The 20785-nt window shown below is 67.7% G+C and carries 21 protein-coding genes; 8 read left to right on the plus strand and 13 right to left on the minus strand.

The window, feature by feature from the left end; genetic code table 11:
• Positions 1-43: 43 nt before the first annotated feature.
• From ACWKWX_RS23670 to ACWKWX_RS23680, 3 genes are read right to left on the minus strand one after another with little or no spacing between them, the layout of a single operon-like run.
• Complete coding sequence (locus ACWKWX_RS23670) at positions 44-1471, minus strand: c-type cytochrome (protein ID WP_483829073.1); 1428 nt, start codon at positions 1469-1471, stop codon at positions 44-46.
• A gap of 4 nt (positions 1472-1475) precedes the next feature.
• Positions 1476-3128: a GMC family oxidoreductase gene (locus tag ACWKWX_RS23675; RefSeq protein ID WP_475504159.1), complete on the minus strand. Its 1653-nt coding sequence runs from the start codon at positions 3126-3128 to the stop codon at positions 1476-1478.
• On the minus strand, positions 3125-3706 hold the full coding sequence (locus tag ACWKWX_RS23680) for a sugar dehydrogenase complex small subunit (RefSeq protein ID WP_476300865.1): 582 nt from the start codon (positions 3704-3706) through the stop codon (positions 3125-3127). The genes ACWKWX_RS23675 and ACWKWX_RS23680 overlap by 4 nt, the downstream gene beginning before the upstream one ends.
• A gap of 1654 nt (positions 3707-5360) precedes the next feature.
• Here ACWKWX_RS23680 and ACWKWX_RS23685 point away from each other — a divergent pair.
• Positions 5361-5987 (plus strand): hypothetical protein, encoded by a 627-nt coding sequence (locus ACWKWX_RS23685; RefSeq protein ID WP_416425339.1) that lies wholly within the window; start codon positions 5361-5363, stop codon positions 5985-5987.
• A gap of 24 nt (positions 5988-6011) precedes the next feature.
• Here the strand turns inward: ACWKWX_RS23685 and ACWKWX_RS23690 are convergent, their stop codons facing one another.
• Positions 6012-6914 (minus strand): LysR family transcriptional regulator, encoded by a 903-nt coding sequence (locus ACWKWX_RS23690; RefSeq protein WP_476300862.1) that lies wholly within the window; start codon positions 6912-6914, stop codon positions 6012-6014.
• Between the two features lie 99 nt (positions 6915-7013).
• On the opposite strand from ACWKWX_RS23690, the gene ACWKWX_RS23695 reads away from it, so the two are divergent.
• From ACWKWX_RS23695 to ACWKWX_RS23725, 7 genes are all read left to right on the plus strand, one after another.
• Positions 7014-8435, plus strand: coding sequence for an aldehyde dehydrogenase family protein (locus ACWKWX_RS23695; RefSeq protein WP_476300860.1), 1422 nt, complete (start codon positions 7014-7016; stop codon positions 8433-8435).
• A 285-nt stretch (positions 8436-8720) separates the two neighbouring features.
• Positions 8721-9572 (plus strand): STAS domain-containing protein, encoded by an 852-nt coding sequence (locus ACWKWX_RS23700; protein WP_416425342.1) that lies wholly within the window; start codon positions 8721-8723, stop codon positions 9570-9572.
• Between the two features lie 4 nt (positions 9573-9576).
• The gene (locus tag ACWKWX_RS23705) at positions 9577-9939 is read left to right on the plus strand and encodes an STAS domain-containing protein (protein ID WP_416425343.1); all 363 of its coding nucleotides are present in this window, start codon (positions 9577-9579) and stop codon (positions 9937-9939) included.
• Positions 9936-10340: an ATP-binding protein gene (locus tag ACWKWX_RS23710; RefSeq protein WP_416425344.1), complete on the plus strand. Its 405-nt coding sequence runs from the start codon at positions 9936-9938 to the stop codon at positions 10338-10340. Before ACWKWX_RS23705 ends, ACWKWX_RS23710 begins: the two co-directional genes overlap by 4 nt.
• Positions 10331-11353 (plus strand): ATP-binding protein, encoded by a 1023-nt coding sequence (locus ACWKWX_RS23715; RefSeq protein WP_483829074.1) that lies wholly within the window; start codon positions 10331-10333, stop codon positions 11351-11353. The genes ACWKWX_RS23710 and ACWKWX_RS23715 overlap by 10 nt, the downstream gene beginning before the upstream one ends.
• Positions 11346-12221 (plus strand): sensor histidine kinase, encoded by an 876-nt coding sequence (locus ACWKWX_RS23720; protein ID WP_416425346.1) that lies wholly within the window; start codon positions 11346-11348, stop codon positions 12219-12221. The genes ACWKWX_RS23715 and ACWKWX_RS23720 overlap by 8 nt, the downstream gene beginning before the upstream one ends.
• The gene (locus tag ACWKWX_RS23725) at positions 12211-14157 is read left to right on the plus strand and encodes a response regulator (RefSeq protein ID WP_483829075.1); all 1947 of its coding nucleotides are present in this window, start codon (positions 12211-12213) and stop codon (positions 14155-14157) included. The genes ACWKWX_RS23720 and ACWKWX_RS23725 overlap by 11 nt, the downstream gene beginning before the upstream one ends.
• Positions 14158-14236: 79 nt before the next feature.
• Here ACWKWX_RS23725 and gspD read toward each other — a convergent pair whose 3' ends face one another.
• The 9 genes from gspD to ACWKWX_RS23770 all read right to left on the minus strand — a co-directional run.
• Entirely contained in the window at positions 14237-16480 is a 2244-nt protein-coding gene (gene gspD, locus ACWKWX_RS23730; RefSeq protein WP_483829076.1) for a type II secretion system secretin GspD, read from the minus strand.
• Positions 16477-16998, minus strand: a complete 522-nt coding sequence (locus tag ACWKWX_RS23735) for a hypothetical protein (RefSeq protein ID WP_483829077.1) — start codon at positions 16996-16998, stop codon at positions 16477-16479. Before ACWKWX_RS23735 ends, gspD begins: the two co-directional genes overlap by 4 nt.
• The gene (gspM, locus tag ACWKWX_RS23740; RefSeq protein WP_416425350.1) at positions 16995-17609 is read right to left on the minus strand and encodes a type II secretion system protein GspM; all 615 of its coding nucleotides are present in this window, start codon (positions 17607-17609) and stop codon (positions 16995-16997) included. Before gspM ends, ACWKWX_RS23735 begins: the two co-directional genes overlap by 4 nt.
• Positions 17590-18606, minus strand: a complete 1017-nt coding sequence (locus ACWKWX_RS23745; protein WP_483829078.1) for a PilN domain-containing protein — start codon at positions 18604-18606, stop codon at positions 17590-17592. The genes gspM and ACWKWX_RS23745 overlap by 20 nt, the downstream gene beginning before the upstream one ends.
• Positions 18603-19313 (minus strand): type II secretion system minor pseudopilin GspK, encoded by a 711-nt coding sequence (locus ACWKWX_RS23750; protein WP_483829079.1) that lies wholly within the window; start codon positions 19311-19313, stop codon positions 18603-18605. Before ACWKWX_RS23750 ends, ACWKWX_RS23745 begins: the two co-directional genes overlap by 4 nt.
• Positions 19310-19888 (minus strand): prepilin-type N-terminal cleavage/methylation domain-containing protein, encoded by a 579-nt coding sequence (locus ACWKWX_RS23755; RefSeq protein WP_483829080.1) that lies wholly within the window; start codon positions 19886-19888, stop codon positions 19310-19312. The genes ACWKWX_RS23750 and ACWKWX_RS23755 overlap by 4 nt, the downstream gene beginning before the upstream one ends.
• The gene (locus tag ACWKWX_RS23760; RefSeq protein ID WP_416425354.1) at positions 19885-20238 is read right to left on the minus strand and encodes a type II secretion system protein; all 354 of its coding nucleotides are present in this window, start codon (positions 20236-20238) and stop codon (positions 19885-19887) included. Before ACWKWX_RS23760 ends, ACWKWX_RS23755 begins: the two co-directional genes overlap by 4 nt.
• Positions 20235-20663, minus strand: coding sequence for a prepilin-type N-terminal cleavage/methylation domain-containing protein (locus ACWKWX_RS23765; protein WP_416425355.1), 429 nt, complete (start codon positions 20661-20663; stop codon positions 20235-20237). The genes ACWKWX_RS23760 and ACWKWX_RS23765 overlap by 4 nt, the downstream gene beginning before the upstream one ends.
• Positions 20664-20665: 2 nt before the next feature.
• The coding region (locus tag ACWKWX_RS23770; RefSeq protein ID WP_483828772.1) for a type II secretion system protein GspG at positions 20666-20785 on the minus strand (120 nt) is incomplete at its 5' end.

Below are 20785 nucleotides of genomic sequence, written 5' to 3' on the forward strand. Positions count from 1 at the left end.
ACCGTGAGGCCCCGGACGCAGCCTGGCGGCAGCTGCTACGGGATCAGCGGCGGCGCCACCACAGCCATACTAACGCCAACACCAGCAGCGCACCCAAGCCCATCGCCGGCACAATGAACGGCTGCACCACCGCCAGCAGCGGTTTCTCGCCGCCCTGGCGCGCAATCATCACGTCATGGGCGCTGATCTCGTGGGACGGGTTGCCGAAGTTGCGCAGCACGTAGTTGGCGATGTCGGCGACCTGCTGGTCGTTCAACTGCGCCACGTAGCTGACCTCGTCGAAACGCGGCATCAGCACGTGGTGCCCGGCCTCCTGGCGGTCGACGCCGTAGAGAATCGCGGCGATCAGGTTGGCCGAGTTGGCCATGCCGGTGGCGGTGTTGTGGAACAGCGACGGGTAGGCCTGGTTGGCACTGCCCTGCCCGCCCGGCTGGTGGCAGCTGGCGCAGTAGCCGCTGTACAGCTGGGCGCCGGTCTTCACGCTGTCATGGGCATTGGACGGGGCCGTGCCGCGCACCTGGTCTTCGCCGCTGTGCTTGGCGCCGAACTCGTAGGCGGGGCGCACTTCGCCTTCGCTGCGCACCGGCGCGGTGCTTTTCAGGTAGGCGGCGATGGCCGCCAGGTCGCTGTCGGGCAGGAACTGCAGGCTGTTCTGCACTGCTTCGGCCATGCCGCCGGCGGCCTGGTTCTTGCCCTCGGCGTGGCCGGTGCGCAGGTACTGCACCAGCTCGTCGTTGCTCCAGCCGCCGATGCCGCTGACCTTGTCGGAGGTGATGTTGGGCGCGTACCACGGCCCCACCATGCCGCCGGACAGGGCCTTGTCCTTGATCTCGGCCATCAGCGGGTTGCGCGGGGTGTGGCAGGCGCCGCAGTGTTCCAGGGTGTTGGTCAGGTATTCGCCGCGCACCAGTTCCGGGGTGGGCATGGGCGCAGGCGTGGCGGTGCGGCTGTCGAGGAACAGCAGGTTCCAGCCGGCCATGGACAGGCGAATGTTGAACGGGAAGTTCAGCGCCGTGGTCGGCGCCGGGGTGTCCACCGGCTGCACCGCGTGCATGAAGTAGGCGTACAGGGCCGCCACGTCGCTGTCGCTCATGTGCACGTAGGAGGTGTACGGCATGGCCGGGTACAGGTAGCTGCCATCGGCGCGCACGCCGTCGCGCACCGCGTGGGCGAACTGCGCCTCGGTGTAGTGGCCGATGCCCGCCGTCTTCGACGGCGTGATGTTGGTGGAGTAGATCGAGCCGAACGGCGAGTTGATCGCGTAGCCGCCGGCGAACGATTTGCCGCTGTCGGGCACGGTGTGGCAGGCCATGCAGTCGCCGGCCACCGCCAGGCGGCGGCCCTGCTCTTCCTGGGACAGCACGCCGCCCACTGGCGTTACCGCCGGCGCCGGTACGGTTTCTTCAGCCCGGGCCAGGCCACTGGCCGCCAGCAGTGCCACCAGCAGGTGGGCTTTGATCGAGAAAGTCATTCGCTCAACCCCGCGCCAGTGCTTTGCTCATGTCGTCGGCGGCCTTGATCGCCAGCGCCGCCATGGTCAGGGTGGTGTTGACGACGCTGGCCGAGGCCATGGCGCCGCCACCGGGCAGCCACAGGTTGGCGTGGTCGTGGGTGCGGCAGTCGCCGTTCACCACCGAATCGCGTGGGTCCTTGCCCATGATGGTGCCGCCCATGATGTGGTTGTTGGCGTTGAGGCTGGTGGTGATGTTGAACTCGGTGGCGCCGAACAGGCTGCCGATGTGTTCCAGCTGCGCATGCGCCGCTTCCGCGCCCTTGCGCACGTAGTCGCCGACGTCGTAGTAGATGTCCGGGCAGGCCAGGCCGTGGGGGTCCTTGCGGGTGGTGCTCAGGGTCAGGCGGTTGTTGGGGTCCGGCAACGGCTCCAGGCTGATCGACAGGTCGACGCCGTGGGTGGAACGGCGGCGGATCTCGGCCTCCAGCGCCTTGCCCACCAGGCCCATGGCCAGGGCCTGCTCGGTGGCCTTGGCGACCTGGGTGATGTTGTTGAGGATCATCTTGTTGGCCGAGTACTTGGAGCGGAACTCGCCGTCACGCGGGCCGACGATGCAGCTGCTCTGCGCCGGGCCGCGGCCGATCCACAGCGGCTCGTTGGCAATGAACGAGCAGTGGAAACCGGAGTGGTCCATCATGTTGCGCCCCACCTGGTCGGAGGAGTTGGCAATGCCGTGGGGGTTGCGTTCGTTGGCTGCCAGCAGCAACAGGCGCGGGGTTTCCAGGGCGTTGCAGGCCAGGGCGAAGACCTTGCCGCTGGCCTTGTGGGACTTGCCGTCGGGGCTCAGCCAGTGCACGGCGGTGACGCGGTTGCCCTCGTCGGTGTCGATCTTGTAGACCACCGCCTCGGTCAGTGCCAGGGCGCCATTGCGCTCGGCTTCCTCGATGGTGTGGATGGCGTTGTACATGGCGCCGATCGGGCAGATCGGCTGGCAGTTGTTGTTGCCACAGCAGGTCGGCCGGCCTTTCCACGGGCGCGTGCTACGGCCCTGGGGAATGGGGATGTGCTTGTAGCCGTGGGCGTTGACCACTTCGGCGAAACGCTTGTCGCCGTAGCCCCACGGCACCATGTCCATGGGGTATGGCTGGCTGCGCTCGCGCGGGCTCTGCATGTCCGGGTCGCTGGGGCCGGCCACGCCCATGGCTTCCTCGGCGCGGCAGTAATAGGGCTCCAGCTCGTCGTAGCTGATGGGCCAGTCGCGGCCCACGCCGTATTCGGACTGCATGCGCATGTCCACCGGCAGGTGGCGCCAGCACGACGCCGCCCAGTGCCAGGTGGTGCCGCCCAGGGTGCGCAGGTAGCCCTGCTGGAAGCTGCTGCCGCTCGGACCGCTGAGGCCCACGTAGTTGTTCTTCGGGAAGTACAGCGGCGCTGGCGCGTGCTCGGCCTGCGGGTACAGGCCCTGGAAGTCGGAGCCGATGCGGTTGTCGAACGGCATGTTGCGCCAGTTCTCCACGGCCTGGGCGCGCTGGATGCGCAGGCCAGCTTCGAGGATCAGCACCGAGTGCCCTTCGGCCACCAACTGGTTGGCGATCAGCGCCCCGGCCACGCCGGAACCTACCACCACCACGTCGGCGGTCACGTCGCCATTGGCGTCAAATACGGGCTTTCTCATGCTGCGTTCCTCGGGCCATAGATGGATGCGTTCGCGTCAGGTACCGCGGCGGTCCACCACAGCGGGCCGTTGCCGCAGTAGGTGGGCACGATCAGCCCGTCACTGGCGGGGCGGTACATCAGCGCATCCTTGTAAGTAATCAGCACCGCGTCCTGGCCATGGCCAACGGTGCCCTTGAACCAGGCGGCCACCACCGCCAGCGCGGCGTCACCCTCGTTGATCCCCTTCGCCGCCGCCAGCAGCGCTTCGGCGCTGTCACGGTTGGCCGGCACGGCCGCCAGCTTGCACAGCGCGGCCAGGGAACCAGCCATGGCCGGCTGCTTGGCAATCAGCGCGCGGGCAATGCGCCCGGCAATCAGCGGGTCGAGGTCGTCGTAACCGGTCAGCACCTGGGACACGGTGAAGAAGCCTTGCGCGTCCACGTCCGGCCCATCGGCCAGCGCCAGCGGCGACCAGCCTAGGGTGCTGGCCATGCCGGCCTGCACGGCGGCCACCGCCAGGGCGGTCAGCACGGTGCGGCGTTTGAGCGGCGCATGCCACGGGGAAGGTTGCGAAGGATCGGGATCAAGGGGTTGCATGGTTTTTTTCCTGTCAGGCAGTGCACGGCTGCGTCGAGCTCTGTTTTATCTGGTCTGAAACCGGTTTCAGACACACACCAAAAAAAACCTGCACGGGTCTCCGGGCAGGTCGTCCTTGGGGTGTGAGGTGGCATCCAGCCAGCTGCCGCGCGGTTGTGTGCGGCAGAGTGTCGCGAGTGTATAGGAAAGTGCCATCAGGCCAGGAAAGATTTGGTTACATATTCGGTAAAACATTGTTTTAAAAGGCGTAACAATTGCACCCACTCGGTCTTAAGCCATGCGCCAAGGCCGGCAACGCCGATCCATCAGGCCATGGCACGTTGCAACAAATGTAGATGCTGCCGCCAGGCTGCGTCGCGCCGCGCGGGCGGCGCTCGATCTCAAGCGCACCAAAACACCCAAGACATGCACCTGCACGCCACACCGCAGTCCCGTAGCTGCTGCCGCCAGGCTGCGCTGGCCTTGGTGTGCACTGGAGATCTACAGCGAGGCGCAGGGCCAGCGCAGCCTGACGGCAGCGGCTACGCGGACTTTTGCGGGGGGCCCCGGGCCTGTCGCAAGATTGCATCAAGGCCACCAGGCGCATGCCATTGCCTCTCCGGCGCCCTCAAGACCGAGCGCCGCCCGCGCGGCGCGACGCAGCCTGGCGGCAGCATCTACATTTGTTGCAACGTGCCATGGCCTGTGGGATTGGTGTCGCCAGCCTTGGTGTATGGCGCTACATAAGTAGCGCAGCCAAGAGGCAACAACCCCTGCCTAGGAAACATCCCACAAAGTCTGCGATAATCACCCTACAGCATTGAAATACTTACAAAATATTTCAAATTCGCCGATACATTTCGCCGCTTGTACTGAACCACTGCTACTCCTACTCTCCGCTCGCCGCTGCCTTCAGCGGCCGGGTTTAGTAGCCCGAGCGACTTCAGTGCAAATGCCTCCGTGTCATGGTGGCTGTGCGCAGGGCACCTCGTGTGCGCTGGGTTCCTGAAGTATCCCCGGTCTACTAACCTGTCGCACAGCCGCCACCCTTCGTTTAGTAGCGAAGGAGGACATAACCTGAGCAGCCTTGCCCTGTGGGCCGCTCCCTATGAGCGCTAACGAACGTGACAAGCAGTGAACTCATCACGGCAGCCTTCTACCTGACTCTATCGATCGCGGGATTCGCAGGCTGCCGGTGGCTCTCGATTGTGCTGTCAGGCCCCAAAGCCTCCACCGGATGGTACTGGCTGAGCATAAGCGTCACGTTTTTCTGGGGCATGGTTCAGCTTAATACCGCGCGCAACGGATCGATTTTGTTCCTTGACCCTACCAGCAATACCTTCCTGGCAAATGAGCCCGTGAGGTGGTCAGCTTTTGTTGGCAGCTTGCTTCAAGCGCTCTGTATTCCCCACGCAGAAAATCCGAGGCGGTGGTATTGGTTCTAGGGGCTTTGGGATCGGCGTTGGCAGCCTTTGGCGCATAACGAAGGATTGGCGCGGCCCACCGGCGGCAATCCCTGTTCGGCAACGGCCAGCTTCTGCCGCCCCACTTGGCGGCTCGCATGCCCGTCGCGCAAGCACAAGCCCCGTATTCATTGGCCTTTGCGCCCTGCCCCAGCCCCTGGCACCCATCTTGCTGTAAATCCCCACCACCTACACTCAACAGGAGGTGAACGGTGATTATCAACAGTACCAACCGCACCACCGCAACAACCGTCACGCCGGCCATTGCGTCGCTGTCGTCGCAGCAGCCGGATCAATACACCACGATCGCCACCTCGGCCACGCCGGTAGCGGCAACGTCGAGCAGCACCGATTCGTCGTCGCAGTCCAGCACCGACAGCTCTTCCTACGACGAAGCCTTCGCCCGGATGATGGTGAATCTGAAGGCAGCGATGGCCAGCACCGTCGACGACGCCACCGCCACCCAGGCGGCGACGGCGTCGGTGGCTTCGGCCGTGGCGGCAGCGGACAACAGCGGCACGGCGACCAGCACCGCCGCCACGTCGGACTCGCAGGCCAATTCGGCCAGCGTGGCCATTGCCGCCTCCGACCTGTCGGGCAGCAGCACCACCACCGCGTCCTCCGCCGCCCAGGAGTTCTCGGACTACATGAGCCAGAGCGACGCGGAAAAAGCCCGCCAGCAGCTGACCGGGGTGTCCAAGGAAGAGTACGACGCCATGACGCCGGAGCAAAAAGCCGAAGTCGACAAGAAGGTGGCGGACCTGACCAAGGAAAAGGCCCAGGTAGCGCAGCAGGACATCAACACCAAGATCGCCATGATCAAGTCCGAACTGGCGTGACCCCGTGCGCGGCGGCCGGGCAGTTCAGGCCCGCCGCGCCTCCGCGTGCTCGCGAATCACCTGGATCAGCGCACGCAGCCCCGCCGGCGCATGCCGCCGCCCCGGGTAGTACAGGCACAGGCCATCGAGCGGTGGCGTCCACTCTTCCAGCACCCGCACCAGCGTGCCGGCGGCCAGGTCCGCGGCCACGTTCCATTCGGTCAGGTAGGCCAGGCCCAGCCCTGCCCGCGCTGCCGCCAACATCAATTCCGGCTCATCCAGGGTCACGGCGCCCTCGCCGTTGATGCGCAGGGTTTCACCGAAACGCTCGAACTCCCAGTGATACAGCAGGCCGCTGGGCAGGCGCGCGCGGATGCAGCGGTGCTGATGGAGTTCCAACGGCGTCCGGGGTGCCGCGTGGCGGGCGAAATACGCCGGGCTGCCGACCACGGCAAAGCGTTGCCGGTCGCCGAACGGCACGGCGATCATGTCCTGGGGCACGATGTCGTTGAGGCGGATGCCGGCGTCGAAGCCGTCGGCGACGATGTCCACCAGCCGCCCTTCGGTCACCAGGTCCAGGTGCATGGCCGGGTAGCGCTGCAGGAAGTCGATGAGCACTGGCATCACCTGCCGCGCCGCGCCCGCCGAGGTGTTCAGGCGCAGGGTGCCGGACGGCGTGGCGCCCAGGCTGCCGGCCTGGTCGATGGCGTCACGAATGGTCGATAGCGCCGGCGCCACGCTGTCGACGAACTGCGCGCCCGCCTGGGACAGCGACACACTGCGCGTGGTGCGGTTGAACAGGCGCACGCCCAGGCGCGCTTCCAGGCCGGCCACCGCGTAGCTGAGCGCCGAGGTGGACAGGCCCAGGTCCTGGGCGGCAGCACGGAAGCTGCGGTGGCGGGCCACGGCCAGCACGGCTTCGAGTTCGGCAAGGCCGGAGGTTTTCATTGTCCTGATTCACTCAATGATTCATCCACAATTGTACCGCTAGTCCGGGCAATGCGCCGCGTCTATGGTGGTTGCACCTAACCCACAGGACTTCGCCCCATGCACCTTATCGACACGATCTACATCAATGGCCAGTTCGTCACCCCGCACGGCGAGGAATGGTTCGACCTGATCAACCCGTCCACCGAGCAGTTACTGGGCCGCGTGCGCCTGGCCGACGCCGAGGACGCGCGCACCGCCATCGCGGCGGCCAAGCAGGCCTTCCCAGGGTTCTCCCGGACCAGCCGACAGCAGCGCATCGACTGGCTGATGGCCATGCACCATGCCGTCGCTGCCCGCGAAGACGAACTGTTCGAGGCCATTACCCTGGAGTACGGCGCCCCCGTGTCCCGCGGCCGCTGGATGGCCCGCCACGCCAGCCAGGTGCTGCTGGAAGCCACCAAGGTGCTGCAGGACTACCCGTTCAAGCGTCGCGCCGGCAGCGCCGAGGTGATCATGCAACCGTTGGGCGTGGCCGGGCTGATCACGCCCTGGAACAGCAACGCCGGCTTTATCTGCGGCAAGCTGGCCGCCGCCCTGGCCGCCGGCTGCACAGCGGTGGTCAAGCCCAGCGAGCTGAGCGCGCTGCAAACCCAAGTGGTGACCCAGGCGCTGCACGAGGCGGGCCTGCCGCCCGGGGTGTTCAACATTGTCACCGGCCGGGGCGAAACGGTGGGCGCGCAGATCAGCGCGCACCCGGACGTGGCCAAGCTGTCGTTCACCGGCTCCACCGCCGTGGGCAAGGGCATCCTCCGCGCCGGGGCCGAGACCTTGAAACGGGTGACCCTGGAGCTGGGCGGCAAGTCGCCGGTGCTGATCCTCGACGACGCCGACTTCGACAGCGCCGTGCCCATGGCCCTGCAGGCCGGCTTCATGAACAGCGGCCAGGCCTGTATCGCCGGCACCCGCCTGCTGGTGCCCGCCGCGCGGCTGGCCGAGTTCGAGGCCAAGGTGCAGGCCGAGGTGGCCGGCATCCAGGCCGGTGACCCGCGCGACCCGCACACCAGCGTGGGCCCCATGGTCAGCGGCAAGCAATGGCAACGGGTGCAAGGCTATATCCGCCAGGGCCTCGACGAAGGGGCGCGGCTGATTGCCGGTGGCGAAGGCCGCCCCGAGGGCGTGGCCGCGGGCTGGTTCGTGCGCCCGACGGTGTTCAGCGACGTGCACAACCACATGGTGATCGCCCGCGAGGAGATCTTCGGGCCGGTGCTGGCGATCATTCCCTACCGGGACCTGGAAGAGGCGATCAGCATCGCCAACGACACCGTCTACGGCCTGCAGGCCTACGTGTTCGGCACCGACCCGCAGCGTGCCCGCGCCGTGGCCGCGCGCCTGGAGGCCGGGCGCGTGCAGGTGAATACCCTGGAGCATGAGCCGGCGGCACCGTTTGGTGGGTTCAAGCAGTCGGGGATTGGCCGCGAATACGGCACCTACGGCCTGGAGGCCTTCCTGGAACCCAAGGCCATCCTCGCCGCCCTGTAGCAGCAACTGTCTTCTGTGGGAGTGGGCTCTGCCCGCGAAAAGGGCGCCGCGCGACATCAGGTACTGTGCGGTGTGGCCTTCGCGGGCAGAGCCCGCTCCCACAAAGGCCGCGTCGGCGGTGTGCCTGGAGGGCCGCAGCGGCCAGGACGCGCCCTTCGGGCGCTGCTACGGAATTTTCTGTGTACCCTACAACTAATTTCCCACGCAACTGTCACTGTTTGACTAATAATCAGTGCGGCGCACGGCGCCCACCGAAAAGAAAAAACCATTCTGGAGCACATGGACATGGCAGCACTGCAGCAACGTACCCTCGACGCACTCAACAAGGCTCACGCCGAGCTGCTGGCCCAGTGGTTCAGCGAACAGGAAGCCAGCGGCGCGACGCGCAATCTCAAGGACGAGGACGTGCGCCAGCAGCAGGGCGAATTCCTCAGCCTGCTGGTCAGCGGTTCGCAGAACGGCGACTCGAAAAACCTCGGCGCCGGCAACTGGGAAGCCACCCGCCAGTTCCTCGAAAAACTTTCCCACACCCGCGCCATGGCCGGCCAGGACTCGCAGCAGACTGCCACCTTCATCTTCGCCCTCAAGGGCCCACTGTTCGCCCTGCTGCAGCGGGAATACGAAGACAGCCCCGCCACCCTCGCCGAGCAGACCTGGGAAATCTCGCAGCTGCTGGACGGCCTGGGCCTGCACACCATCCGCACCTTCCAGAAGTCCCGCGAGGCGGTGATCAAGCGCCAGCAGGAAGAACTGCTGGAGCTGTCCACGCCGGTGGTCAAGCTGTGGGAAGGCGTGCTGGCCCTGCCGATGATCGGCACCCTGGACAGCCAGCGCACCCAGGTGGTGATGGAATCGCTGCTGCAACGCATCGTCGACACAGGGTCGGAAATCGCCATTATCGACATCACCGGCGTGCCCACCGTGGACACCCTGGTGGCCCAGCACCTGCTGAAAACCGTGACCGCCATCCGCCTGATGGGCGCCGACTGCATCATCAGCGGCGTGCGCCCGCAAATTGCCCAGACCATCGTGCACCTGGGCCTGGACCTGCAAGGCGTGGTCACCAAGGCCAACCTGGCGGACGCCCTGGCCCTGGCCCTGCGCCGCCTGGGCATGACCGTCAGCAAGGCGGTATAAGCCCATGGAGCGCATCCCCATCCTGCAAATGGGCAACTGCCTGCTGGTGACCATCCAGGTCGACATGCATGACCAGCTGGCCCTGACCCTGCAAGACGACCTCTCCGAGCGCATCAGCCGCACCTCGGCGCGCGGTGTGCTGATCGACATCTCGGCGCTGGACATCGTCGATTCGTTCATTGGCCGCATGATCGGCACCATCTCCGGCCTGTCGCGCATCATGGACGCCGAGACCGTGCTGGTAGGCATGCAGCCGGCCGTGGCCATCACCCTGGTGGAACTGGGCCTGACCCTGCCCGGCGTGAGCACCGCCCTCAACGTGGAACGCGGCATGAAGCTGTTGCGCGAACGAGTGGACCTGCAATGACCCAGCTCAGCAGCGGTACCCAACCGGTTCGCATCGAGCAAGACGTGGTATTGGCGCGCCAGACCGCGCGCAAGCTGGCCCAGGACTGCGGCATGCGCCTGATCGACCTGACCAAGCTGGTGACGGCGGTCAGCGAGCTGGCGCGCAACACCATGGTCTACGGCGGTGGCGGCGACATGGACTGGGAAATCGTCGAAGAGAACCACCGCACCGGCCTGCGCCTGGTGTTTCGCGACGAAGGCCCGGGCATTGCCGACATCAAGCTGGCCATGACCGACGGCTGGACTTCGGGCAGCGGCCTGGGCCTGGGGTTGACCGGGGCCAAGCGCCTGGTGGACGACTTCGAGCTGGACACCGCGCCGGGCAAGGGCACACGGGTGACCATCACGCGATGGACCTGACCTTCCCGAGTTCGATCACTCAAGTGTTACTGATCGAAGACAGCAGCCAGATCGGCCACGCCCGCCGCACCGCCCAGAAGCTCGCCGAGCGGCTGGGCTTCGACGACGCCGACGCCGGCCGCGTGGCCCTGGTGGTGACCGAGCTGTGCAGCAACATCCTCAAGCACGCCAGCCATGGCGAGCTGCACCTGCGCACCCTGCCCCGGCCCGAAGGCCAGGGCCTGGAGGCCATTGCCGTGGACCGCGGCAACGGCTTCGACGTGCACGCCTGCCTCACCGACGGCTACTCCACCGGCGGCACCCAGGGCATTGGCCTGGGCGCCGTGGCGCGCCAGGCCGAGGTGTTCGATGTGCACGCCGACAGCCGCGGCGCGGTGCTGCTGGCGCGCTTCTTCCGCCGGGGCGACAAGGCCCGCGACCTGGCCGTGGGCGTCACCCAGCACTCGCTGCACAACGACCCGGCCTGCGGCGACGCCTTCCAGGTCAACATCGGTGAACAGGGCATCAGCGCCCTGGTCATCGACGGCCTGGGCCACGGCGAGGACGCCGAACGCGCCGCCCGCGCCGGGGTGCGCGCCTTCGCCCTGGCGCCGTTCGCCAGCCCGACGCTGCTGATGGACGACCTGCACCAGGCCATGACCGGCAGCCGCGGCGGCGCCGTGGCCGTGGCGCAGTTCAACCCGGGCGCCGACCGCCTGGCCTTCATCGGCATCGGCAACATCGGTGCCAGCCTGCTCAGCCGCAGCCATGACCGCAGCCGCGGCCTGGCCTCGCACCCGGGCATCGTCGGCGGCCAGTTCCGCAAGGCACAGAGCTTCGACTATGCTCAGGTCAGCGGCCATATCCTGATTCTGTATAGCGACGGCCTGCAATCGCGCTGGAACCTGCACGATTACCCGGGCCTGATTTTCCGCCACCCCGCCGTGATTGCCACGGTGCTGCACCGTGACTTCTGCCGCGGCAGAGACGACGTCACCGTGCTGGTCATAGACCTGGAGATGCCCCATGCCTGACCTCACCTCCCTGGCCGCCAACGCCCAGGCCGCGCGCGTGGCGCAGCTGGAACGCGAAGCCGAGGCCCTGCGGGTCGAGCTGGAAGAGACCAACCAGGGCGTGCTGGCGTTGTATGCGGAGCTGGACAACCAGGCCGAGCAACTGCGCCAGGCCTCGGACCTGAAAAGCCGCTTCCTGTCGTACATGAGCCACGAATTCCGCACGCCCCTGGGCTCGATCCTGAGCATCACCAGCCTGCTCAAGGACGAACTCGACGGCCCGCTGAGCGCCGAGCAGCACAAGCAGGTGGCCTTCGTCAGCGGCGCCGCCCGCGAGCTCAGCGACATGGTCGATGACCTGCTGGACCTGGCCAAGATCGAAGCCGGGCGCATCACCATCTCGCCCGCCTGGTTCGACATGTTCGACCTGTTCTCGGCCCTGCGCGGCATGTTCCGCCCCATCGTCGACGCCACCGCGGTGGACCTGGTGTTCGAGGAGCCGGTGGGCCTGCCACGGCTGTACAGCGACGACAAGAAGCTGGCGCAGATCCTGCGCAACTTCATCTCCAACTCGCTGAAATTCACCCAGCGCGGCCACGTGCGGGTGTCGGCCAGCCTGGAGAACGAGCACGAGATACGCTTCGCCGTGAACGACACCGGTATCGGCATTCCCGCGGAAATGCACGGCACCCTGTTCGAAGACTTCAGCCAGGTCGACTCGCCGCTGCAGAAACGCCTGCGCGGCACCGGCCTGGGCCTGTCACTGTGCAAGCGCTTCGCCGAGCTGCTGGGCGGGCGCGTGGGCGTCGCCAGCGAGCCGGGCGTGGGCTCGACCTTCTACGTGATCATCCCATTGGCCTTGGCCCAGGACACCCCCGATGAAGGCTGACAGCTGCCTGCTGATCGTCGATGACAACGCGGCCACCCGCTACGCCCTGCGCCGGCGCCTGGAGCGCCACGGCTACCGCATCCTTGAAGCCGGCACCGGCACCGAGGGCCTGGCGCTGCTGGCCGAGCAGCTGTTCGACGCGGCGATCCTGGACGTCAACCTGCCGGACATGAGTGGCTTCGACATCGTTCGCCAGCTGCGCGCCGAACCGCGTACCGCGCTGCTGCCGGTGATCCACGTGTCGGCGGCGTCGATCCAGACCGGCGACATCATCACCGGCCTCGACAACGGCGCCGACGCCTACCTGACCCACCCGGTAGACCCTGATGTACTCCTGGCCACCCTGCGCACCCTGCTGCGGGTGCGCGACACCGAGCACGCGCTGCGCGAGAGCGAGGCGCGGTTCCGCGAGATTTTCGTCAACATCGGCGCGCCCATCGCGGTGATGGACGCGGCCCTGAACGTGATCGAATGCAACCAGGCCTTCACTGACCTGGTGCAGGACAACCGCACCAACGAACAGCTGCAGGGCTGCTTCGCTCCTGACCAGGAAGGAGTGCTGGCCGAACTGCGCCTGCGCCTGGCCATCGGCGAGCGCTGGCGCGGCACCCTGAACATGTTGGTGGAGGGCGTGCTGCGCGAGACCGAATGGCAGATCTCGCCGTACCGCACCCCAGGCCACAGCCTGGTGTTCATCGAGGACGTCACCGAGCACCGCCAGCGCGAACGCTCGCACCGCCAGGAACTGGACAGCGCCAACGACCAGCTGGCCAAGGAGGTGGCCGAACGCGCACGCACCGAGGCGCAGCTGCTGCAGGCGCAGAAGATGGACGCCCTGGGCAAGCTCACCGGCGGCATCGCCCACGACTTCAATAACCTGCTGACCGGCATCATCACCGGCCTTGAGCTCATCAAGAAACGCGTCAGCGAAGGCCGCAGCGACGCCGTGCTGCGCTACACCGACGCCGCCCTGGGCTCGGCCACCAGCGCTGCTTCGCTGACCCACCGGCTGCTGGCCTTCGCCCGCCAGCAGCCGCTGGACACCCGCCCCACCGACGTCAACGAGCACATCCTGTCGCTGGAAGACCTGCTGCGGCGCACCATCGGCGAGCGGGTGCAGTTGACCCTGGAGCTGACCAGCAAGGCCGCCATCGCCCTGGTCGACCCCATCCAGCTGGAAAGCGCGGTGCTCAACCTGGTGATCAACGCCCGCGACGCGCTTCCCCAGGGCGGGCACATCCGCCTGAGCACCTTCGCCGCCCACTCCCACGGCGACATGAAACTGGCCGACGGCGCCTATGTGGTGCTGAGCGTGCAGGACGACGGCGTGGGCATCGAACATGGGGTGATCGGCAAGGTCTTCGACCCGTTCTTCACCACCAAGCCGCTGGGCCAGGGCACCGGGCTGGGGTTGTCGACCATTTATGGTTTTGCCCGCCAGTCGGGGGGCGACGCGCGGATTCGCAGCGTGGTCGGCCATGGCACCGAGGTCACCCTGCTGCTGCCGGCCGGCCTGGCCAACCAGCACCCCGACCTGCCGGCGCTGCTGCCGACGCGGCCGGGCAGTGGCGAGCACATCCTGATCGTCGAAGACATGCCGGCCGTGCGCCTGTTCGTCACCGAGGTGCTGGAAGACAACGGCTACCGCTGCACCCAGGCCGACGACGTGCACCACGCCGTGAGCCTGTTGCAGGAGGATGGCAGCATCGACCTGCTGCTCACCGATGTCGGCCTGCCACAGATGAACGGCCGCGACCTGGCCGACATCGCCCGCCGCTACCGCGCCGAGTTGCCGGTGCTGTTCATGACCGGCTACGCCGAGGACGCTGTCAGCCGCCAGGATTTCCTCGGCGAGCGCATGGACATGGTGATCAAGCCGTTCCAGATCAGCGACCTGGTGGGCAAGGTACAGCGCATGATCGACACCCGCGCCTGACCCGGACGCAGCCTTCGGCAGCTGCTACGCCGAGCCCCCGTAGCAGCGGCCGCAGGCCGCGTCCGAGGGCGCCGCGGGCTTATGGTTTGAGCAACTGCATCTGCTGCCGGTAATCATCGGTCACCTGCCGGGCCTGGCTGTTGCTGGTGACCACGCGCGGGGTGATCAGCACCAGGAGTTCGGTGCGATCCTTCGACTTGGTGGTGCTGCCGAACAGCCAGCGCAGGCCCGGAATGCGGCCCAGGTAGGGGACGCTGGAGGCGGTCTCGCTGTTGTCCTGCTTGATCAGCCCGCCCAGCAGCACGGTCTGGCCGCTCTGCACCGCCACCTGGGTGGAGACCGAACGGGTGGAGATGTTCGGGTTGGTCTGGGTGCTGGTTTCGTTGCTGGTGTCGGCGTCGCTGACCTGCTGCTGCACGTCCAGGTACACCAGGCCGCCCGGGTTGATGCGTGGGGTGACGTCGAGGATCACGCCGGTCTGCACGTATTCGACGCTGCTCAGGGTAGTGTCCGAGGTGCTGGTGTTCACCGTGGTCTGGCTGATGGGGATGTTGTCGCCCACCTGGATCTGCGCCTGCTGGTTGTTCATCACCACCAGCGACGGCGCCGACAGCACCTGGGTGCGGCCGTTGGTTTCCAGCGCATGCAGCGCCACCTGGAAGTTGCTGCTGACGAAGGAATAGAACGCCGTGTCGGTGGACCCCAGCCCAGCCCCGCCGCTGCCCAGCGCACCCTGGCTGCCCTTGGTGTTGGCCACGGTGGTGCTGGAGGAGTTGCCTGCCAGCTTGCCCAGGTACCACTGCACGCCCAGGTCCAGCTCGCCGCTGAGTTTCACTTCCAGAATGCGCGTCTCGATCTGCACCTGCATGGGCGGGTTGTCGAGGCGCTTGATGGCCGATTCGATCTCCTTCCATTGCGCCGGGCGCGTGCGCACCAGCAGCTGGTTGCTGGCCTTCTGCGCGGTGATGCGGGTGCTGTCGTCCAGGCTCTTCTGCTGGCCGCCGCTGGCGCTGCCGGTGCCGCCGGTGTCGTCCGCGCCCTCGTCGCTGTCCTCGTCAGGGCTTTGCATGGAGTTGTTGTTCAGCGAGTTGCCGCCGCTCAGGCCTTGGGTGCCGGTGGTGGTCAGCCCGGTGGTACCGGTGCTGCCGATACCCGAACTGTTGCTGCCATTGAGCGACGACAGCGTGGTGGTGCGCAGCCCAGGCGCGACCTTGGCGGCGCTGTCGTCCTTGATCTGGCCGTTGCCGTAGATCTGCCGCAGGTACTTGGCCAGGTCCGTGGCCTTCATGTTGCGCACGTCGTACACGTACATCTGCGGTTCGTTGCCGCCGCCCTCGTCGATGGTCCTGATCCAGTCACCCACCTCGCGCAGGTACTCGGGCTGGGCCGAGATGGCGACCACCGAGTTGGTGCGCTCGTTGGGCAGGAACTTGACCATGCCCGCCAACGGCATGCCGCTGTCGGGACCGAACATCTTCTGCAGCTGCGGCATCAACTCGGCCACCGAGGCGCGCTGCAGGCCGTAGACGCCAATGGACATGCCCTTCAACCAGTCGACGTCAAAGGTGTCGATGGTGTCCTGGTAGTTGGCCAGCTCCTCGGGGGTGCCGGACATGCTCAACACGTTGCGCGACGGGTCCACCAGCAGGAAGGCGTTGTCACGGGCGAAGGGCTTGAGCAGTTTCTGCATCTCGGTGGCCGAGATGTACTTGAGCGGGTAGAGCCGCGCCGACAGGCCGTTGGAAGGCTGCGACACGGTCATCTCCGGTACCAGCTTGCCGGCCACCGCCTGGCTGGCGGGCAGGATCACGTAGCGGTTGCCCTGGCGGATCATGGCGTTGTTGGTCCAGGACAGCAGGGTCTCCAGAATCGACAACGCTTCTTTCTTGTTCACCGGCTTGGAGGTGGAGAAGCTGACGTCGCCGCTCACGCCCTGGGCGATGCTGTAGTTCTCGTGCAGCAGGTCGCCCATCACCGTGTTGATCACCGCCTCGATGGGCTGGTTGGTGAAGTTGAAGACGATGTCGCCGCTGCCCTGTTCATCCTCGCCCTTGACCGGCGCCGGCGGCCGTACGAAGCGCTGGTTGCCGCTGATGATCTGCCGCTTGGGCATCACCGCGGCGTTGTTGCTGGCAGGTTGCGCCACGGGCGCCTCGGCCACGGGCTGGCGCTGGTCGCCGGTGCCGCTGAGGGCCTCGTGCATCAGCGCCGGGTCATTTTCAAAGGTGTGGGGCGCGGTCGCACAGCCGCCGAGGGCGACGGCGGTGGCCAGGCAGAGCAAGGGGGTGCGCAACGGTGTGACTCCAGGGAACAGTGTTTTCAAGGTTCGGTTACCGGCGGCAGCGTGAGCATGGCCGCGCGTGAAGGGGCTGGAAGACGCGGCGCCGGCAAGCGCAGGCTGCGGGTTTGGCCCTGGTAGGCGAACTGCGCCTCCAGGGGAGAAAGCTGTTGCAGGGTCCAGCCGTTGGGCAGGGCCTGGCCCTGGTGGACGCGCAGGGGGTGGCCGCTGGCGTCGCGCAGCAGCGCCAGCTTGAGGTCGCCGTTGACCACCACGCCGGTCAGCACCAGGCCGGCCAGGTCGGCGCTGGGCCCCTGGGCGCTCTGGTCCGGGGCGCGGTTGGGGCTGAACAGCGGCGTGTGCCAGGCGGCGTCGAGGCTGTCGAGGCTCACCTGCGGCAGCTCGCTGGCCGCCACGTGGGCTGTCGCCAACGGGTGCGCAGGCCCGGGGGGCAGCCAGCCCGGCGCGCTGCCCAGGCCGCCGGCAATGCCGGCGGCGGTGGCGGCCAGGGTGCCGGCGCACAGCAGCAGCGCCGCGCGCAGGGGCGTGAGGCGCAGCTTCATGGCGCCTCCCCTTGCGCCGCAGCCGCCTTGGCCAGGTAGCCGCGCACCAGCAGGTGCACGGTCAGCCGCCCTGCCCCGCCCGTGGCCGGCGCACTGCTGGCGCGGCGCACGCTGAGGTTGTCGACGAACAGGAACGGCCGGTGGAATTCCAGGGTGTGCAGCAGCGCCATCAGCGGCTCGATGCTGCATTCCAGGGTCAGGCTGACCTTGATCTGCCGGTACGGCTGGGCGCTGTCCTGCTCGGGGGTGATGGGCATGCGCTGAGTCAGCGCGCAGCCGGCGCCATCGTCGGCCTTGGCCTTGATCAGGTCGGCGATGCGCTGCATCAGGTCGGCGGCCACGGCGCTGGGGTCGCTGCCGGGCAGCAGGCTGAGGCTGCTGGCAGGGTCATGGCGGGCGGCGGCCAGCTGCTTGTCGAGCAACGGCCGTTGGGCCAGCTGGCCGGCGTAGCGCTGCTGCTGTTCGCGCAGTTGCTCGATCTGCGTGTTCACCTCGCCCAGCGGGCCGGCGAACCAGCTCTGCACCAGCAGCCAGTACAGCGCCGCCAGCACCAGCGCCAGGGCGATCAGCGCGGCGCCACGGCGCTCACGTTCAGTCAGCGGACGAGCCATGGGCGGCCTCCTGATGCAGGTGGGCGCGCAGGCTGAAATGGTCCTTGCCGGTGTCGCCATCGGGCTGGATCACGCCCTGGAACTGCGGGTCGTCCAGGCTGTGGCAGGTCTTCAGCTGGCCGATCAGGGCGCTGGCCTGGGTGCTCTGGCCGGTCAGCGTGACCTGGCCGCCGTCGTCCACTTCCAGCTGTTCCAACCAGGTACCCTCGGGCAGGCAGTGACTGAGGTCGGCGATGACGCTGGCCAGCGCCGGCTGCGCGGCCTTGCGCTGGATCAGGTAGCGCGCTGCGCCCTGGGTGTTCGCGAGGGTCTCGCGCACCTGCTGCAACTGGCCGATCTGCGCCTGCTGCTGGCGCACCTGGGCCTGCATTTCGATCAACAGCGCCTCGCGCGATTGCAGCCACATGACCATCACCGTCAACAGCAGGCCGGCGCAGGTCAGCAGCAAGCCACGGTTGAGGCGCCCGCCGCTGCTGGCTTGCGGCCGCAAGGCATCGGGCAGCAGGTTGATGCCCAGGCGCTCGCCGTCGCGCACGTCGACGCCGTGCAGGGTGAAGCCGGCGCAGGCGGCGAGGATCTGCTCCAAGCGCTCGCGCACGATCACCACCAGCCGCACCTTGATGGTGCTGCCGCCCTGCCCCAGCACCTGGGCGCAGAAGCTCACCTGTTCGGCACGGTAGGGGGTGTATTTGTCCAGCTCGAAACCCAGCACGTTGTGCAGGTCGCGGGCGGCCGCCGCCGGCAAGCTCAAGGTCTGCACCAGCACCTCGCTGCGCGGCAGCACCAGCACCCGCGGCGGCGTGGGGTCGGCCGGCTCGTCCAGCGGCCAGTGCAGCACCTGCAACGGCGCACCGCCCGCCAGCCGTGCGTGCCAGCGTGGCGGCAACAGGCCCAGCAACTCGGCCAGCCAGGCCTGCCACAGGCGCTGGGCGCCGCTGCCGCGCCAGTGCCGCTGCAAGGCGGCGCGCCCTTGGGCGTAATAGGTGTTCAGGTTCATTCTTGCCAATGCAGGACCCGATACGGTCGGGCCCCCTCCGTGGAAGGGTTGAGAAGCAGGGTCACGACCAGCGTCGCGTTGAAGCCGCCAGGCAACTGCGCGACGCTGGCCAGGGTTAGGATGGGGCCGGGGTCGGCGCCGCTGACTTTGAGGCTGGGCAGGCCCAGCAACCGCCGCAGCAGCGGCGTGGCGAACGCCGGGTCGGGCTGCTCCTGGCCGCTCCACAAGGTGACCTGCGGGGCGGCGCAGGCGAACACGCTGCGGTTCATGCCGGGCAGCTGGCGCAGTTCCTCCACCACTCGCAGCGGTGGCTGGCCGTTGCCACGGCGCTGGTCCAGGGCCGCTGCCAGGCCGCGCGCGCCGCCGCACGCCTGCATCAGCCGGGCGATGTCGGTGGTGCTGGCGCTGTTGAGGTCGAGCTTGCCGCGTTCGCTGAACAGGCTTACCTGCACGGTGGCGCGCTCGAAGGCCAGCGCGTGGGGACGGCCGTCGGCGGGCCAGGCGTTTTTCTGCGCCGGGTCGCTGAGGGCCGCCACTGTCAGGTTGATGCCAGCCTCGGCTGCCAACAGCGCCTCGGTGTGCTGGCGCTGCCACAGGGCCTGGCGGCTTTCCAGCTGCACCCAGCCGGCCAACCCGGCCAGCAGAATGCTCAGTAGCGCCAGCACCCACAGCACCAGCAGCAACGCCACGCCTTGCTGCTGCTTCATTGGCCGGCCACCGTCGACAGGTCCAGGCGCAGGGTCACGCTTTCCGCAGTCCACGGCACCGGGCCGCCCAGCTGCGCGTCGATCTGCACCGTGCGTGGCAGCCGCCCCGGCCACGGCCAGGTGGCCAGCCAGGCGCTCAGCTCGCCCTTGGGCGAATAGCCGCGGTAGCTGAATTGCAGGCTGCGCACCTGGTGCAGCAGCACCTGGGGTTCGCCCCAGGGCTGGCCGCCCTGGCTCAGCGCCACTTCCAGGCGCCGGCCGTGCAGGGCCAGGCTATGCAGCACGATGCCGCCGCCGAGGTTGGCCGACAGCGGTGCCATGAACGCCATGGCCTGGGCGCCGCCGACGAATACCCGCTGCTGGCCGTCGTCCAGCGGCAGCGCCTGGCCGATGGCGCGGCGCAGGAAGTCCTGCGCCGCGCGCACTTCGTCCAGGCGCTCGGTGTAGTGCTGGGCCTTGGCCACAGCGCGGTTGGCGCCCAGGATCGCCCCGCCCACCAGCGCCAGCAGCACGCCCAGCAGGCTCAGCACCAGGAGGATTTCCAGCAGCGTGAAGCCGCCCTGGCGCCGGCTCATGGCTGCGCCCCCCGCACGGTCAGCGTGGCGAAGTGCGCCTGGCGCTGGTCTTCGCGCACGCGCAGGTCCAGCTGGAACAGACGCAGATGGTTGGCCGCCGGCAGCTGGCGCACGTCCAGGTGCCAGCGGATACCCGCCCAGGTGCCGTCGCGGCTGCCCGGCTGCAACTCGCCGTCGGCCTGCTGGTCGAGAATGGAGCGGCCGGCGGCGGTCAGCCGGTCGCTGGCCTGCACCTGCTTGAGCGAGCGCGCCGCCTGCCCGAAGGCCATCAGCAGCACGGCGCTGCACACGGCCAGAATGGTCAGTGCAGCGAGCATTTCCAGCAGCGTGAAGCCCTGCTGCGCCTTCATCGCAGCGCCTGCAGGTTGACCGTCCCGGTCAGCCACGACACGTCGATGCGCCAGCGCTGGCCGCCATCGCTGAGCAGCAGGTGGCCGCCGCTGGCGCCGCCATCGGGGTAGAACTCGAACGCCGAGCCCAGTTCTGCAGCGGTGTGCAGTTGCACCTGCAGGTCCGCCGGCCACGCCTCGATGGCTTTGCCCGGCGCCTGGAAACGCCGCGCCGCCAGGTCGAATTGGGTGCGCGCTGGCTGCCCGGTGACGATGGCGCGCACGCGGGTGGCGCGCAGAGCCTCCACCACTTGCACCACCGCCTTGCGCTCGCCGGCGCTGTGCAACCCACGCTGCAAGCCATAGCCCACCAGCCCCGCGGCCACGCCGATGAGCACGATGACCACGAGCATTTCCAGCAGGGTGAAGCCGCGGGCGCGCTGCATGGTTATTCCCAGTTGCCCAGGTCGGCGTTGTAGCCTTCGCCGCCTGGCTGGCCGTCCTGGCCGTAGAAGATCAGGTCGAAGCTGCCGTGTTCGCCGGGGAAGCGGTAGCCGAACGGATGGCC

It is taken from the genome of Pseudomonas imperatae (assembly GCF_057128625.1).

What these genes read in the sequence shown, in the direction of transcription:
- ACWKWX_RS23670 (WP_483829073.1), bottom strand. Translation starts at nt 1,471, where the DNA reads ATGACTTTCTCGATCAAAGCCCACCTGCTGGTGGCACTGCTGGCGGCC.
- ACWKWX_RS23675 (WP_475504159.1), bottom strand. Translation starts at nt 3,128, where the DNA reads ATGAGAAAGCCCGTATTTGACGCCAATGGCGACGTGACCGCCGACGTG.
- ACWKWX_RS23680 (WP_476300865.1), bottom strand. Translation starts at nt 3,706, where the DNA reads ATGCAACCCCTTGATCCCGATCCTTCGCAACCTTCCCCGTGGCATGCG.
- ACWKWX_RS23690 (WP_476300862.1), bottom strand. Translation starts at nt 6,914, where the DNA reads ATGAAAACCTCCGGCCTTGCCGAACTCGAAGCCGTGCTGGCCGTGGCC.
- ACWKWX_RS23695 (WP_476300860.1), top strand. Translation starts at nt 7,014, where the DNA reads ATGCACCTTATCGACACGATCTACATCAATGGCCAGTTCGTCACCCCG.
- ACWKWX_RS23700 (WP_416425342.1), top strand. Translation starts at nt 8,721, where the DNA reads ATGGCAGCACTGCAGCAACGTACCCTCGACGCACTCAACAAGGCTCAC.
- ACWKWX_RS23705 (WP_416425343.1), top strand. Translation starts at nt 9,577, where the DNA reads ATGGAGCGCATCCCCATCCTGCAAATGGGCAACTGCCTGCTGGTGACC.
- ACWKWX_RS23710 (WP_416425344.1), top strand. Translation starts at nt 9,936, where the DNA reads ATGACCCAGCTCAGCAGCGGTACCCAACCGGTTCGCATCGAGCAAGAC.
- ACWKWX_RS23715 (WP_483829074.1), top strand. Translation starts at nt 10,331, where the DNA reads ATGGACCTGACCTTCCCGAGTTCGATCACTCAAGTGTTACTGATCGAA.
- ACWKWX_RS23720 (WP_416425346.1), top strand. Translation starts at nt 11,346, where the DNA reads ATGCCTGACCTCACCTCCCTGGCCGCCAACGCCCAGGCCGCGCGCGTG.
- ACWKWX_RS23725 (WP_483829075.1), top strand. Translation starts at nt 12,211, where the DNA reads ATGAAGGCTGACAGCTGCCTGCTGATCGTCGATGACAACGCGGCCACC.
- ACWKWX_RS23735 (WP_483829077.1), bottom strand. Translation starts at nt 16,998, where the DNA reads ATGAAGCTGCGCCTCACGCCCCTGCGCGCGGCGCTGCTGCTGTGCGCC.
- gspM (WP_416425350.1), bottom strand. Translation starts at nt 17,609, where the DNA reads ATGGCTCGTCCGCTGACTGAACGTGAGCGCCGTGGCGCCGCGCTGATC.
- ACWKWX_RS23745 (WP_483829078.1), bottom strand. Translation starts at nt 18,606, where the DNA reads ATGAACCTGAACACCTATTACGCCCAAGGGCGCGCCGCCTTGCAGCGG.
- ACWKWX_RS23750 (WP_483829079.1), bottom strand. Translation starts at nt 19,313, where the DNA reads ATGAAGCAGCAGCAAGGCGTGGCGTTGCTGCTGGTGCTGTGGGTGCTG.
- ACWKWX_RS23755 (WP_483829080.1), bottom strand. Translation starts at nt 19,888, where the DNA reads ATGAGCCGGCGCCAGGGCGGCTTCACGCTGCTGGAAATCCTCCTGGTG.
- ACWKWX_RS23760 (WP_416425354.1), bottom strand. Translation starts at nt 20,238, where the DNA reads ATGAAGGCGCAGCAGGGCTTCACGCTGCTGGAAATGCTCGCTGCACTG.
- ACWKWX_RS23765 (WP_416425355.1), bottom strand. Translation starts at nt 20,663, where the DNA reads ATGCAGCGCGCCCGCGGCTTCACCCTGCTGGAAATGCTCGTGGTCATC.